This window comes from Chloroflexota bacterium (assembly GCA_016197225.1).
GTDB lineage: Bacteria > Chloroflexota > Anaerolineae > Anaerolineales > VGOW01 > VGOW01.
Genome location: JACPWC010000102.1, coordinates 46,217 through 61,277 on the forward strand (window position 1 = coordinate 46,217; position 15,061 = coordinate 61,277).

Sequence of the window (15,061 nt, forward strand, 5' to 3'; positions counted from 1 at the left end):
GTATGCGGATTTGCTACTTTGGCATGGCCCGCCCCAGCTACCCGCGCCACCGCGTGATTGCGAGAGGTTTGAGGCAGTTGGGCGTGGATGTTGTGGAGTGTTTCGTCTCGCACCGCCTGAGCGGCTATCAACTCAGATCGGCGCTGTGGACCGAATTTGCCAAACTCAATGGCAAGTTTGACGCTCTGCTGGTTGCCGAGTTCAATCACGCTGTTCTGCCTCAGGCCTGGTATCTGGCCCGTAAACACAAGCTTCCACTTGTTTACGATTTTTTGATCTCGCTCTATGACTCTATTGCCAGTGATCGGATGCAGGCCTCGCCGTTGTCGCCCCGCTCGCTGATGATGTGGGGGCTGGACTGGCTGGCGACTCGCCTGCCAGCCAGGATTTTGGTGGACACGTCGGCTCATTGCGACTTTTACGCGCAAGCGTTTCGCGCCAACCCGGCCAAGTTTGTCGTTGTGCCGCTCGGCTTTGAAGACGACATCTTTACTCTTGCCCCGCCCCGCCTTCCCGACGACAAATTCCGTATTCTCTTTTACAGCACCTTCATTCCTTCGCATGGCGCGGATGTGATCGCCCGCGCCGCCTCGATAGTCACATCCGCCGACCCGACGATTCACTTCACGCTCCTCGGAGCCGGCCAGACTTTGCAAGAAACTAAAAACCTGATCAAGACGCTCCAGATCGGCAATGTGAATTTTATGCCGCCCGTCAGCGCCGCCGAACTTCCGGCGCTGATTGGCGGCGCCGATATAACCCTGGGTGTGTTTGGCAATAACGAGAAAGCCAATCGCGCCATCCCCAACAAACTCTATCAAGGGCTGGCCGTTGGCCGGGCGGCGATCACGGCAAACACAGCCCCGGCCCGCGAATTTTTTTCATCGGGCCAGCATGTGCTGATGTGCGAGCCTGGCTCGCCCGAATCGCTGGCTGAATCGATTCTCCTTTTGAGGCATAACTCAGAATTACGCGCCCGGTTGGCCAAGCAGGGACACCGCCACGCGGTTGAAAACTATTCGCCCGTCCCGATCGCCCGGCGGGTGCTCGGCGCGCTGGAAGCATTATGAAGCTGGCCTTCATCGCCAACGCCCGCATCCCGTCCGAGCGGGCTAATGCCATGCAAACGGCTCAGATGTGCGCCGCCTTTGCCTCCGCCGGGGCGGACGTGACGCTTTATTATCCTGACCGCCGCAACACATTTGCCGCAGTTGATCTGTATGAATATTATGGCGTGCCCCGCAACTTTCAGACACGCCGGGTTCCTTGCATAGATTGGATCGCTCCCAACAACCAGCGACATCCGCTCGAGCAGCTCATTTTCATGGTACAAACATTCACCTTTGGGGCGGCATTGCTGGTTAGCCTGTGGCGCTCACCTGCCGACATCTACTATTCTCGTGATCCATTCGTGCTGGCATTGTTGGCGTTCGGTCTGCCACAAGCGCGCCGGCAAATGCTCTTTGAAGCGCATACTTTGCCCATGTCGTCATTGGGTCGTTTATTCCGGCGACGGGTATTGAATCGGGTGAGGGGAACAGTGGCGATTAGCCATTCGTTAGGCAGGTTGTATGTTGCGCTGGGTTTGCCGGAGGCGTCGGTCATCACTGCTCCCGACGGCGTCGAACTGTCGCGTTTTTCAAAGGCGCTCACTAAAGCGGAGGCTCGCGCCCGGCTTGGCTTGCCTTTGAAACAAAAACTGGTGGTTTATACAGGCGGCCTGTACCAGGGGCGCGGGCTGGAAGAATTGATCGTCGCCATTAAGACAGTGGAGGCAGTGCTGGTGATCGTCGGCGGGCAGGATCGGCAGTCCGTCACGCGGTTGAAAAACTACGCGGCCCAGGCAGGTGTAACCAACGTCCGATTCGAGGGCCACCGGCCACCCGCCGAAGTGCCGCTTTATCTAGCGGCGGGAGATGTGCTGGCGATGCCCTATTCTCGCCGCACGGTTGCCCCCGGCGGGGTGACGACGGATTGGATGTCGCCGCTTAAGATGTTCGAGTACATGGCCGCCTCCCGGCCCATCGTCGCCAGCGACCTGCCCGCTTTGCGCGAAGTGTTGCGCGACGGCGAGAATGCGGTTCTAGTCGAGCCAGACAATGTCGTTGCGTTGGCGGACGGCTTGCGCTGTTTGTTGAGTGAGGCCTCACTGGCACAGCGTCTGGCCGCCCAGGCCTGGTGCGACGTTGAGGCTTATACTTGGGATGCGCGGGCGAAGACAATTTTAGATTTTGTGATGAGAGCGCATGACTAGAAACCTGCGTGCCCGCCTGAGCAACTGGGTTGGCGATAACGCGCTCAAGCGGCTGATCAAAAACGCATCGTTTCTGTTCGGCGCTGAAGCGCTGGTGACGTTGATCAGCGCCGTGCAGTTCCCGCTCGTCACTCGCTGGCTGGGCGCTGAAAACTATGGTGCGCTGGGCATCGTCATCAGTTCGGTGGCTCTGGTCGGGCAATTGCTCTCGTTCAGGTTGTGGGAGACCGTCATCAAATACTTCACGAAATATTTGATGGTGAATGACGAAGGACGCGCGCTGGCGATCCTCAAGCTGTGCCTTTTCATAGACTTCTCCATGAGCGCCATCATCTTTGCTGTTATCAGCCTCGCGGCGGGCTGGCTGGCCGCGTTGGTGGTCAAACGACCTGACGGCGCTGATCTGATCCGCCTGCAAGCGTTTCATGCCCTGGTTCTGGTGAGCATGAGCGTGTGGATGGCGCTCCTGCGAGTGTTTGACCGTTTCAAATTTATTTCCGCCTACAACGTTGTGTCGGCCATTGCCCTGTTCGCGCTGTCGGTGATCATGCTGGCGCTCGGAGGCGGGGTGGCCGGGATGATCATCGCGGCGACGCTGACCAATTTGGGCCAAACGCTGATCCTGACTTTCCTGGCTGGCCGTGAACTCAAATCCAGGTTCCGCCGCCACTGGTTCACGGCAGACTTGCGCTCTCTGCGCGAAGACTGGCACGATATTTGGGTCATGCTCTTCAGTATGAACATTGACACCTTGCGAAAGATCGCAATGAACAACGCCGATCTCGTGGTGCTGGGCTGGTTTACCACCCCGGCTCAGGCCGGCGTTTACCGGTTGGCGAAACAACTGGCCTCTTATTTTGGCCGCCTCACTAATCCGGTTTACGACACACTTTTCCCTGAGGTGGCAAAACTTTACACGACCGAAGGCCCGGCGCGAGTAAGAGCGATGGTGACTCGCCTGACGCGAGGGATCGCGATCGGGCTGGCCGGTTCATTTATCGGCGCCTATCTGTTCTCAGGGTGGCTGGTTCCCGTCATTTTTGGCTCGGAATACATTCCGGCGATTCCGTTGTTCTACATCATTTTGTTGACGAACATTTTGGCCATTATGCTGTGGGCGCCCAGCGTTCTGCTCTCGGCTGGCCGGGCCAAACAACTCACCGCCATCAACACCATCAGCTCGCTCGTCATGTTGACGCTCCTGCTGGTGCTCACCTGGCGGTGGGGCAGTGTCGGCACGGCCATTGCCCTGGTGAGCTTTCACGTCACCTGGCTCAGCCTGACTTATCCGGCGACCCGGAAGGCTCTGGCGGGATGATGCTGTTAAGACCCATCCTCAGCCGCCTCGAAACCAAAGTGGGCAAGCACGTCATCCGCCGCGAGGTCGAGGCTTTTGCCAACAACCGGCAGACACTCGACCTGGGCTGTGGCCGCTCCCCCAACGCCGGCGCTTTCCCCAACCGAGTCGGCATGGACATTGAACCGGGGCGGGGCGTCCACGTCATCGCCGATGCTCATTATCTTCCGTTCGCCGCTAATAGCTTTCAGCAAATCGTCTGCTCGGAAGTGCTGGAGCATCTCGCCGACCCGGCGCAGGCGGCGCGAGAGATGGGGCGGGTGGTGAATGACGGCGGGCAGTTGTTTCTTACCACGCCGTTCGTCTACCCGGTGCATGAAGCGCCTTACGATTATCAACGCTTCACTGTTTACGGCCTGACCCGGTTGTTCGACCTGGCCGGGTTTCAAATTCGTCAAATCAAGCCGCTCTTCGACGAAGAACAAACGCTGGCGATTTTGATTCAGCGGATCGCGTTTCAACGGCAGGACTCGCGACTGCGACATTACTTCTACTTGCTGTTGGCTCACCTGATCTACGGTTTAGCCGCCGAGGCCAAGGGGCAACGTTATCAACATGTCAATCGCCGGGTGGCCGGCCCGTTCATGACTGCCGGATATTTGCTGGTGGCGCAGAAAACGGGCAACGGGGAGCATTGAGACATGTGCGGCATTTGCGGCCTGTGGCAACGAAACACGCCGGTGGATGAAACAACGCTCAGAGCAATGAGCGATCGGCAAGCGCATCGCGGCCCGGACGATTGGGGCGTGTATTGCAACGCCGACCGTCGCCTTGGCTTCGGCTTCCGGCGGCTGGCGATTATTGACCTCTCGCCCAGCGGCCACCAGCCGATGAGTAACGAGGATGGCAGTTTGTGGATCGTCTTCAACGGCGAAATCTACAACCATCCCACCTTGCGCCAGGAGTTGGTTCGCGCCGGGCACGAGTTCCGCTCGACCTCTGACACCGAGGTAATTCTGCATGGCTACGAAGAATGGGGCGAGGGCTTGCTCCAGCGTTTGCGGGGCATGTTTGCTTTTACTATCTGGAACGAATCCAATCAGAGCCTTTTCATTGCCCGCGACCGGCTTGGCATTAAGCCTTTGCACTATTATTGGGATGGTGAACGTTTCGCCTTCGCCAGCGAAATCAAATCACTGCTCACCCTGCCAAACCTGAAAACCGATCTGGATCACTCGGCGTTGTGGGATTACTTCACCTACCTCTACATTCCTACGCCCAAGACGGTCTACAAATTCATCCGCAAACTGCCGCCCGCCCACTTTCTCAAGTTCAACGGCCATGAGCCGGAAATAAAAGAATACTGGGATGTGAAAGAGTGGGGCGCTTCGTCTCTGACCCGGCCCGAGGCCGCCGAGGCCGTGTGTGAAAAGCTGTTTGAGACGACGAAAGCTTACCTCATCGCCGACGTGCCAGTGGGCGTCCTGCTCTCCGGCGGGCTGGACTCAACGGCGGTGACTGCGGCAGCAACAAAAGGGCGGCCACCCGAGTCGCCCTTACAGTCATTTTCGATTGGCTTCGATGTGCTTGAACACTCCGAACTGGAATTTGCCCAAATAGCCGCCGAAACCTTTGGCACGCTCCACCGGACTCGCATTGTGTCACAAGAGAGTCTGGCCGAGGGGCTGGCCCGAACGATCACTTTGTTCGACGAGCCGTTCGCCGAAACTTCGGGGTTGCCAACGCTGGCCGTCTCGGAGTTGGCTGCTAAGCACGTGAAGGTAGTGTTGGCCGGCGACGGCGGCGACGAAACGCTGGCCGGATACTTCAAATACTGGCGCTGGCTGGAGTTGGCGGCCCAGGATCGCGGCAGTCCGGCGCTGAGAAAGTTGATATTCGACGATGTGGCGTTGAACCTGCTGAAGCCGCTGGCCGGTCTGCCCAAGATACAGGCCGTCATCAACCTTGCCAGCCTTGACGTGCGCGGCAAAGATGGCGTAGACCGTTACGGCGCAATCATCAGCCCGATCAAAACTTATCAAAAGCCGAAACTCCTGCCCGACCTGGCCCGCGAGTTTCGCGGCTACGACGACTACTGGCACTTGCGCCGCTACTGGCGTGACGATCTTGATCCGCTCTCGCGCTTGCAATACGTTGACCTCAAGACTTATTTGCCGGATGACATTCTCACCAAAGTGGATCGGGCCAGCATGGCGGCTTCTCTTGAGGCTCGCGTTCCTTTGCTGGATCACGAGTGGGTGGAGTTGACGGCGTCCCTGCCCTCCGAATTTCGTTTCCGCAAAGCCATCTTTCGCGAAGCGTTGGCCGGCATCTTGCCCGGGCCGATCCTCAGCCGCCGCAAAAAAGGATTCTCGTCGCCGATGTTGAACTGGCAAAAGGTGGAGACTCGCAACGGAGCCAGGTTGGGCGGGGCGGCGCTGTGGGCGGCCCAGGTTTACGACACATGGCAAACAGCCCGCGTCTGACGTACATCACCACCGCCGCCTTTCCGGCGCCGAAAGCGTCGTCGGTGCAGGTGATGCAAATGTGCGCCGCATTTGCCGAGGTTGGCGCTCTGGTAAAATTGGTGGCACGCCAGGCGGCAACACAAATTAACGCGGATGTATTTGCGCATTACGGCCTTCCGCCCATATTCAGCTTCGAGACCCGGCCATTGCCTCGCTGGCCGCGCCCCACCGATCTGCTTCAAGCTCAAGCCGTCTTCGCCGAACAAGGCTCCGATTGGATCTGCTATTCGCGCATTCGCGATCTAACAGCGCCAGTGCTGGCTCTGGCGCGCGGCGCAAAGGCGGCAGTGGAAGTGCATGGCCGCCCGGCGACGTTGCGCGAGCGAGTCATGTTGAAATGGATTGGCCGTCATCCGCGTGGGCGGCTGTTTACTATTTCCGAGCCGCTTCAGGACATTTACCGGCGCGATTACGGCCTGGTCACTCACGTCGCTCCCGATGCAGTGGACATGAGCCGGTTCAACCCGTCGCTGACGACTGCCCAGGCCCGAGAGCAGTTGGGATTGGAGTCGGGGCTGTGGGTGGTATACGTTGGCGGGTTGTACGAGGGGCGAGGGCTGGAGTCGCTCTTCACGGCAGTATCCGGCCTGCCCGTGAATCTGTTAATCGCAGGTGGGCGTTCCCCCGAAGAAGTTGCCGTCTGGCGCGAACGGGCGGAGTCTCTTGGAGCAACCCGTATTCGTTTTGAAGGCTACCAGCCGCCGGCGCGTGTGCCGCTCTACTTGTTTGCCGCCGACGTGCTGGCAATGCCTTACGGCAAACGGGTGATGACGCCGAGCGGTGAAGACATTGCCGAATGGATTTCGCCGATGAAGTTGTTTGAATACCTGGCCGCCCGCCGCCCGATCGTGTCCAGCGATTTGCCGGTTCTGCGCACCGTGCTGGCCCACGAGAAGAATGCTTTGCTCGTTGGGGCCGACGATGCGGTTGGACTGCGCGCGGCGATTGAGCGCGTTTTGCGCGACCCGGCTCTGGCTAATCGTTTAGCCGCCGAGGCTCAACAAACTGCCAGACGTTACACCTGGGCAGAGCGGGCAAAACGAATTTTGGAGATGATTGGACGTGACGACACAAACCGCTCCTCCTGACATGGCGCGCGCCCGGTGGTGGCCGGGGGTGGTGTTGGCTCTGGTGCTGGCGCGGCTGGCAATGAGCTGGATTCTTCTAAACGACATCCCCAGACTTCAGGAACACGACGGCTGGTATTTCCCGCACGGCGGCGATAACGACTTATATTTCAAAATGGCCCAGTCGCTGGCCGCCGGCCAGCCGATTGCCTTGCCACTTGGCATTGGCCAGCCGCTAGTGATGGCTGGATTGCTCAAGCTAACGGGCGCATCCAGCTTTCGAGACATCCTGCCCTGGCTGGTAATCATAAACGGCTTTGTTCTAGGCGGGTTAAGCGTGTGGGTGATGGCCCAACTTGCTTACCGCCTAACTCACGACCGGCGGTTGGCTTTGGCCGCTGCCGGCCTCTGGGCGTTTTCGGCTTATGCCCTGTGGCTGGTCTTGGGCCTGCACGGCGAAGCGAGACAATTGCGGGCGGTGTATGTTCCGCGCCAACTATGGATGAATGGCCTGACGGATCCGCCGGCGCTGTTCATGTCCTTGCTCGGCCTATTACTGGTAGTGCAGGCAAAGGAAATGAGGCCGGATGGGCGCAGGCAAACGGCGCTCTTTCTCATTGGCGGCCTGACCCTGGGGTTGGCCGCCGTCTTTCGTTTTCAGTCAACCGCCATTTTGGGCATGGTCTTTCTTGCCTTACTGTGGGTGCGGCAATGGCGCGGCCTGTTGCTGTGCGGCCTCGGCCTGCTGATCGGCTTCACGCCGCAATTCTGGTACAACGCTATTGCCAACGGCCACGTTCTGAACATGCCTTATATCAGCGGCTGGCTCGGCTTCGACAAGAACGGTCAGGCCTACTTCAATTACACCTTGATGCACTTTTCGCCGCAGTTTCTCGGCGACAGCCTGAACATGCTCACACGCGGGAATTGGCTGGTGGCAACCGGGGAAGCCGCCGTGGCAGTGGCGGCCATTTACCTGTTCATTCGCTGCTGGCGGCAGTGCGGCAGTTTCGCCGCCCTGATCATGTTCGGCGCGCCGCTCGCCAGCTTCGGTCTGCACATCAGCACCTTCGTTTTTACCATCGATCCAATCCGCTTCACTCTTCCGGCGCTTTCGATAGGCATTCCTGCCGCAACCTGGGCGGCGTCCTTTGTGGCGGCGGAATTGCGAACAAAATTACATTTTCCAAGTTCCACTCGTCCCCTCATTTCCCGCGCCAGGAAATAGGGAAACGCCCGGAACTTTGAGAAGAAAGGCAATACTGGATTATGAAGATTCTTGTAACAGGCGGCCTGGGCGCAGTCGGCGCACCGCTGGCGCGCGAACTTCGAGGGCGCGGCCACGAAGTGTGGGTCTGCGATTTGCCTCACGCCGAAGGCCCCAACTACATGCGCTGTGACGTGGGCGACTACCGCCAGGTTCAGCGCGTGTTCAACCGGGTTGACTTCGAGTTTGTCTACCACCTCGCCGCCGAGTTTGGCCGCTGGAACGGCGAGGACTACTACGAGAAAGTTTGGCAGTCCAATGCCATCGGCACTAAAAACATTCTTCGCTTTCAGGAAGAGCGCAAGTTTCGCATGGTCTTCACCAGCAGTTCCGAAGTGTACGGCGACTGGAGTGGGGTGATGAGCGAAGAGGTGCTGATGGAGCGCCCCATCCGCCAGATGAACGATTACGCCGTCTCCAAGTGGGTCAACGAAATGCAGATCATGAACTCGGCCGACCGCTTTGGAACCGAGACGGTGCGGGTGCGGCTCTTCAACACCTACGGGCCGGGCGAGCCGTACTCCGAGTATCGTAGCGTCGTCTGCCAATTCGTCTATCGCGCCCTGCATGACCTGCCCTACACCGTCTACCTGGATCATCACCGCACTTCATCCTATATTGACGATACCGTGCGCACCCTGGCCAACATCTCGGAACGCTTCAAGCCGGGCGAAGTCTATAACATCGCCGGCGACGAGTATCACGACATCAAGGCTTTGTCCGATATGATTTTGAATTATCTGGGCAAGGACGACCGGCAGGTGAAGTACGTGCCGCTGGAAGCGCACAACACTCGCGACAAGAAGACGACGACGGCCAAAGCCGTCCGCGATTTAGGCCATGTGGCGACGGTTCCGCTCGCGGTCGGCATCCCGCGCACTATCGAGTGGCAAAAACAAGTTTACAAAAAGCAATAACCAATAACCAATTGTCGAGAGAACCAAATGACTAAGACCAATAAACAAACCATCGTCGTCATCGGCACGGGCTATGTGGGCCTGCCCGCCGCCCTGCTGTTGGCCCGCGCCGGCCACGCCGTCATTGGCGTGGACATCAACGAGAACATCGTCCGGGCCATCAACGAAGGCGTTCTGCATATCAAAGAAGACGAACTGCAGGCGATTATGGACGAGCCGGAAGTGCGGGCCAACCTGCGCGCCCAAACCATGCCCGCCGAAGCCGACGTTTTCCTCATCGCCGTTCCCACCCCGGTTGACCACCGCAAAAAAGTGGCCGAGATGAAATACGTGCGCGACGCCACCGAGTCCATTGTGCCTTACCTCAAACCCGGCAACGTCGTCATCCTCGAGTCCACAGTGCCGCCGCTGACGTGCCGCGATTTTATGACTCCGATTCTTGAAAAGAGCGGCCTCAAGGTTGGCGAAAACTTGTATCTCGCCCACTGCCCAGAGCGCATCCTGCCGGGCGACGTGTTCTACGAAATTGTCCACAATGATCGCATCATCGGCGCGGCGGATCAAAAAGCGCGCGACCTGGCGACAGCCGTGTATGCCACCTTCGTCAAAGGCAACTTGTACCAGACCGACGATGTGACCGCCGAGCTTTGCAAGCTCATGGAGAACACCTATCGCGACGTGAACATTGCCCTGGCCAACGAGTTTGCGGCAGTAGCTGAGAATTTGGGCATTGATCCGCTGGAGGCGATTGAACTGGCCAACAAACATCCGCGAGTCAAAATCCTCAAGCCCGGCATCGGCGTCGGCGGCCATTGCATCCCGCTCGACCCCTGGTTCATCAAGGAGGTTGACCCGGAGAACTCGCGGCTGATCTTCACCTCGCGCCTGATCAACGACGAGATGCCGGGCAAAGTGGCGGCCAAGATTCGTCAATCCGTGCGCGGCATTGCCAACCCGAAGATCGTCGCCCTCGGCGCGGCCTACAAAGCCAACACCGAAGACACCCGCGAAAGCCCGGCGATTGAGATCGTCAACCTCCTGCGCGAAGACGGCTACGACGTGGCTCACCATGATCCGCTGGCCGCCGGTTATCAATATCCGGCAGGCGCGTCGCTGGCAACCGTTTGCGCCGGGGCCGACCTGCTGGTCGTTCTGATCCAGCACGGCGTAGTGTTGAACGAGTTAGAGACCACGCGCCCGGCCATCGAACGCGCCATGCGTCGGCCATCCATCATTAAATTCGGGTAACTCTGCGCGTGTTTGCTTTTCTAACCATTGCCGCTAGCAGTTTCTGGCTCTGGGCTGTGGCGCGTCGGGCGCTTCGCGGCGCGCCTCTCTTTGAATTTCTGGCGTTGCTTACCGGCCTCGGGTTGAGTCTGGGCATCCTTTCCATTTTGATGATGTGGCTCGGCTTGATTCCCGGCGCATGGTTGCGCTCCGAGATTGCGCTCGCCATTCCCTGGATCGGGGTGCTGATCTCGGCCTGGGTTTGCCGCCATGAACTGGCCGCGTTAATTGCGCGCCTCAAACCTGCCGCCCTTTTCAGACACCTGCGTAAGCTGGCGGCGAAAAACCTCCTCCTCCTGTTTGTGATGCTCATTTGCCTGGGCGGGTTGGCGGTAATTGCCGTCAACATCACCTTCTACCCCTTTTACACCGCCGACGTGCTGGCGCGTTATGCGTTGGACGCGCGCCTGCTGTTCACCTCCAGGCAAATTTCCTCAAGTCAGATCGGCTATCCGCTCGGCGTTCAAATGCTTTATACATTTGGCTTTATGGCTGTTGGCGCTGTCAACGACCACTTTGCCAATCTTTACACCGGCCTGTTTTCGGCGGCGATGCTGGGCAGTGTGTGGTTGGCGACGCGGCTCATGGTTTCCAATCGAGCGGCATGGGCGGCGGTCGTTCTCACCCTGGGCGCCCCGCTGTTTGTCAACCAGGCCACCTCCGGCTACGTGGACATTCCCGAAGGTTTTTTTCATGGCTTGATGGTGATATTCGCCTTCTTGTGGCTTGAACGGGGCGAAGCTCGCTATGCGGCGCTGGCAGGTTTGTTCTGTGGGCTGGGCCTGTGGCTGAAACAAGCAAGTTTGGTCTATGTTCCTTCGCTGGCTGTCGTGCCTCTGTTGCGTCTGGGTTGGCCTCTTCGTTGGCCGACCTTGCGCCGTGAGGCCGGGTTGGGAGCGCTGACTTTGGCCGTTGCCTTTTTAGCAGGCGGGCCGTGGTATCTACGCAACTACTTGTTGGCTGGCCTCGACGGAGTCATCGCCAGCGCCAACCCGGTTGATGTCTTGCATGCTGATCGATCCCTCCAATTGCTTAACATCTTCTGGGTGCGGCGCGATCAGTGGGGAGCGGCGTTTGCCCTTGCCTTCCTGGCAGGCTTTGTTCTGTGGCTTGCTACACTCGTTTGGCCTGGCCTCAGCGGCTGGGCGCTCTCCGCCGCCGACACGCGCCGCCGGGTTTTGCTTGTGTTGGCCTTCATCGTTCCTTATCACCTTGTCTGGTGGTCGAACTTTACATTTGAAGTGCGTTACTTGTTGGCTTCCCTGCCGATGTATGCCGCCATAGCCGGGTTCGCCGTCGAATGGATATTGAACCGGATTTCAGTGTTGGCTCGCGCCCCGGCCTGGGCCGCCGCCATCCTGGTGGCGGCCATCACCCTGGGCGGCGTTTACCAGCGGCTGGGGGCCGTGTACTATCTTGTCACCGATCCGATGCAGAGCGACGACGCCAAACTCTCTCGCCTGGCGCGCGGCAATTGGCAAATTGCCCGCTATGTTCGGGAGAACATCCCGCCTGGCGCAAAGATTCACGTAATGGATCCGGCCCTGCAATACTGGCTGGATGGCTATCAGTTGTCCCTCGGCCTCCCGGCGCAGCCCGAACAATTCCGTGAAGATGAATATGTCGTCGTCATGCCTGCGGCTGAACACATTTATCAGCGCATGGGCCAATCATGGGAAATCGTCAGGGAAGCGCTCAAAGACCCCGCTAACTTTACCGAAGTGTATCGCTCTTATGACAGCATCTTATATGCCGTTCATTTCCCTTGATGACAACATTTGTCTGGATTGGGCATCCTTCGCCGGGGTAGCCGCCGTGTCTGCCCTCAGCGCGCGAGTGGTGAAATAGTGCGCCTGCTTGTCACTCAGGAAACCGACTGGCTGAAGCGCGGCCCGCACCAGCAACATCACCTGTTCGAGCGGCTGGCGGCGCGCGGCCATTCGGTGACGGTGCTCGACTTTGAAATTATGTACACGCCCTGGCCGCGCGTGCCGCTCTTTGCGCCACGTCAGGAATGGAACGCCGTCCGGCGCACCCCAACCGCCTCGCCCGGCATCACTGTCATTCGCCCGGCCACCGTGCGCCTGCCTCTTCTGGCCCGCGTCATTTCCCTCTTCACCTTTTACTTTGAACTTGCCCGCCTCTGCCGTGCCCAGCGGTTTGACGTGATTATAGATTACGCCCTTTCCACCGGATTGCCGGCTTTAATCGCCGCCCGCCACTTCAAAATTCCATTCCTATTTCACGTCATTGACGCCTTACACACACTGGTGCCGGACGCCGTTGCCCAACCCCTGGCCCTGATCTTCGAGCGCGGCCTGCTTCGCGCCGCCGACCGCACACTTTACATCAACGAAGGCTTGCGCGATTACGGCCTCAGCCAGGGCGCGCCGCCGCAACGCGCCAGCCTAATTCGCTCCGGCGTCGATCTGGGGCACTTCCGACCCGATCTTGAGACGGCGGCCCTGCGCGCAAAGTGGGGGCTGGACGCCAAAGACGTGGTATTGTTGTTCATCGGCTGGCTGTACGAGCACACGGGCGTGGAGGCCTTGATGCGTTGCCTGCCCGACCTGCCACCCAACGTCAAATTGCTCATCGTCGGCGCGGGCGAGGCTGAGGCACGACTCAAAACTTTACATGTGGATTTGAAGCTGGGCGAGCGCGTCATCTTCACCGGCCCACAACCCTACGATCTCGCTCCCCGGTTCATGGCCCTGGCCGACGTGTGCACCCTTTACTTCGATCTCAAACCCATCACCCGCCACATCGTGCCGATCAAATTGTACGAGTACATGGCCGCTGGCCGACCCGTGTTGGCCTCACCCCTGCCTGCCGTGATGCAGGACGCGCCGTCCGGCAATGGCGTCCTCTACGCGCCCGCCTCGCAGTTGCTGCCGACTCTAAAAGAACTGCTTGATCCTGCTTATCGCCACGCACTGGGCGTTCAGGCCCGCGCTTTCGTCGAAGCCCACTGCGACTGGGATAAACTCGCCGACGACTTCGAGCAATTGTTGCTTTTTGGCTTTTGATACTATGCGCTCATTTCTGCAATTTCCCAAACTTCCAAGCCGTGGATTGTGCCTCGGCTTGATCCTTGCGTCGTTTGCGATTCGCTTACATGCTTTATTGCAATTGCCGGGATACGTAGACGAGGGCCTTCATCTGCGTTGGGCAAGCGAAATTTGGCAGGGTCACCTCGTCTTCCCATTTAGCACCGCCAAGCCGCTGGAGATTTACTATCTGGCCGCGTTGTTGCCGTTTCAGAATCCGCTTTGGGTGGGGCGCGCAGGTAGCGTGTTGACTGACGTAGTGATACTCAGCGCTATCTGGGCGTTGGCCTATCAGTTGGGGAGCGAACGGACGGGGCTGTGGGCAGTGACGCTATACGCGCTCTCGCCGTGGACCTTCTTTCACGAGCGGCTTGCTATAGCCGATTCTCTGGCGGCGGCAAGCGCGGCAATTCTAGCGTGGGCGGCCGTCGTCTGGAGCAAACGACCCTGGTCGCGGCGCGCGCTTGGGTTGACAATATGCCTCATTGCCCTGCCTCTGGCAAAACTCTCGGCTGTTCCGTTGATGCTGATTCCGTTAGTAGCCGCCTGGCGCGGAAAGTCTTCATGGCGCCAATTAATCTTGCCCTATTTGGTTGCGGTTGTCAGCTTGGCGGTTGTTTTTGGCCTGGTATCGTTGCGTTACGAAGTCTGCGGCCTCTGCATCAAAATTATATTTCGGGCAAACATATCTGAGTCGGCCAAGTGGTCAACCAGTTTCCTAAACAACATCAACGATCTCGTTGACTGGGCAGGGATTTATCTTGGCGTTGTCGGACCGCTGATGTTAACGGGCGCAGTGACAGTTGGAATTCAACGGCGGCGGTTGGGCGTGGTGGCCCTGGCGGGGTTCTTGCTAGGCAGTGCGTCGCTTATCGCCCCGACCCAATCCTTTCCGCGTTATTACTTGGCGGCGTTGGCCTTTGGCAGCCTGCTGGCCGCTGAAGCTGTTGAGGCCTTGTTGCGCCTGACCCAAAAGCCGCTCATTCGGTGGGGCGTTGGCGCTCTAGTGATCATAGGAGCAGGATTGCCGTTTGCCTTTTTCGCAGCCCAGGCATATCGCGATCCGAGCCGGCTGAAGCTATCCGATATTGATCGCTTCCAGCATGTCGCCGCTTGGTCGTCTGGCTATGCTATCCGCGAAGCAGTGACGTACTTAACTGATGAACTCGCTCAAGACAGAGAGCCGGCCATTGTGTATGCGGCCAATCAGGATACTCTGGCTGTGGCTTGGCTATATTGGCCGCCTACAGCTAATACCGAGCACGGGCACAAACTGCGGTTTTAGCGAGAGGCTCGCGCATCATCTGGTATGATTTTACCTATGACCATCCAAGTTGAGTTCACGCCAGAGATTTTGAAAGAATTGTATTATCAACGGTACAATCATCTTGCGC

The 15,061-nt window shown here is 58.6% G+C and carries 12 protein-coding genes; all 12 read left to right on the top strand.

Annotated elements, in window-relative coordinates:
- The first annotated feature begins 23 nt into the window (after positions 1–23).
- Positions 24–1,070, top strand: coding sequence for a glycosyltransferase (locus HYZ49_17280; GenBank protein MBI3244038.1), 1,047 nt, complete (start codon positions 24–26; stop codon positions 1,068–1,070).
- Complete coding sequence (locus HYZ49_17285) at positions 1,067–2,254, top strand: glycosyltransferase family 4 protein (protein ID MBI3244039.1); 1,188 nt, start codon at positions 1,067–1,069, stop codon at positions 2,252–2,254. Before HYZ49_17280 ends, HYZ49_17285 begins: the two co-directional genes overlap by 4 nt.
- Positions 2,247–3,572, top strand: a complete 1,326-nt coding sequence (locus HYZ49_17290) for an oligosaccharide flippase family protein (protein MBI3244040.1) — start codon at positions 2,247–2,249, stop codon at positions 3,570–3,572. The genes HYZ49_17285 and HYZ49_17290 overlap by 8 nt, the downstream gene beginning before the upstream one ends.
- Positions 3,569–4,249, top strand: coding sequence for a class I SAM-dependent methyltransferase (locus tag HYZ49_17295; protein MBI3244041.1), 681 nt, complete (start codon positions 3,569–3,571; stop codon positions 4,247–4,249). The genes HYZ49_17290 and HYZ49_17295 overlap by 4 nt, the downstream gene beginning before the upstream one ends.
- A gap of 3 nt (positions 4,250–4,252) precedes the next feature.
- A complete protein-coding gene (asnB, locus tag HYZ49_17300; protein MBI3244042.1) occupies positions 4,253–6,037 on the top strand; it encodes an asparagine synthase (glutamine-hydrolyzing) in 1,785 nt (594 codons plus the stop codon).
- Positions 6,016–7,167 (top strand): glycosyltransferase family 4 protein, encoded by a 1,152-nt coding sequence (locus HYZ49_17305; protein MBI3244043.1) that lies wholly within the window; start codon positions 6,016–6,018, stop codon positions 7,165–7,167. The genes asnB and HYZ49_17305 overlap by 22 nt, the downstream gene beginning before the upstream one ends.
- Positions 7,142–8,374, top strand: coding sequence for a hypothetical protein (locus HYZ49_17310; GenBank protein ID MBI3244044.1), 1,233 nt, complete (start codon positions 7,142–7,144; stop codon positions 8,372–8,374). The genes HYZ49_17305 and HYZ49_17310 overlap by 26 nt, the downstream gene beginning before the upstream one ends.
- A gap of 38 nt (positions 8,375–8,412) precedes the next feature.
- Entirely contained in the window at positions 8,413–9,330 is a 918-nt protein-coding gene (locus HYZ49_17315) for an NAD(P)-dependent oxidoreductase (protein MBI3244045.1), read from the top strand.
- 27 nt (positions 9,331–9,357) lie between these two features.
- Positions 9,358–10,578, top strand: a complete 1,221-nt coding sequence (locus tag HYZ49_17320; protein ID MBI3244046.1) for a nucleotide sugar dehydrogenase — start codon at positions 9,358–9,360, stop codon at positions 10,576–10,578.
- Positions 10,579–10,586: 8 nt separating this feature from the next.
- The gene (locus HYZ49_17325) at positions 10,587–12,386 is read left to right on the top strand and encodes a glycosyltransferase family 39 protein (GenBank protein MBI3244047.1); all 1,800 of its coding nucleotides are present in this window, start codon (positions 10,587–10,589) and stop codon (positions 12,384–12,386) included.
- Between the two features lie 78 nt (positions 12,387–12,464).
- On the top strand, positions 12,465–13,646 hold the full coding sequence (locus HYZ49_17330) for a glycosyltransferase family 4 protein (GenBank protein MBI3244048.1): 1,182 nt from the start codon (positions 12,465–12,467) through the stop codon (positions 13,644–13,646).
- Between the two features lie 58 nt (positions 13,647–13,704).
- On the top strand, positions 13,705–14,952 hold the full coding sequence (locus tag HYZ49_17335) for a hypothetical protein (protein MBI3244049.1): 1,248 nt from the start codon (positions 13,705–13,707) through the stop codon (positions 14,950–14,952).
- The last annotated feature ends 109 nt before the right edge of the window (positions 14,953–15,061 follow it).

Excerpts from the sequence above, each read along its gene's own strand:
- HYZ49_17280 (MBI3244038.1), top strand. The coding sequence starts at position 24 with ATGGCCCGCCCCAGCTACCCGCGCCACCGCGTGATTGCGAGAGGTTTG.
- HYZ49_17285 (MBI3244039.1), top strand. The coding sequence starts at position 1,067 with ATGAAGCTGGCCTTCATCGCCAACGCCCGCATCCCGTCCGAGCGGGCT.
- HYZ49_17290 (MBI3244040.1), top strand. The coding sequence starts at position 2,247 with ATGACTAGAAACCTGCGTGCCCGCCTGAGCAACTGGGTTGGCGATAAC.
- HYZ49_17295 (MBI3244041.1), top strand. The coding sequence starts at position 3,569 with ATGATGCTGTTAAGACCCATCCTCAGCCGCCTCGAAACCAAAGTGGGC.
- asnB (MBI3244042.1), top strand. The coding sequence starts at position 4,253 with ATGTGCGGCATTTGCGGCCTGTGGCAACGAAACACGCCGGTGGATGAA.
- HYZ49_17305 (MBI3244043.1), top strand. The coding sequence starts at position 6,016 with ATGGCAAACAGCCCGCGTCTGACGTACATCACCACCGCCGCCTTTCCG.
- HYZ49_17320 (MBI3244046.1), top strand. The coding sequence starts at position 9,358 with ATGACTAAGACCAATAAACAAACCATCGTCGTCATCGGCACGGGCTAT.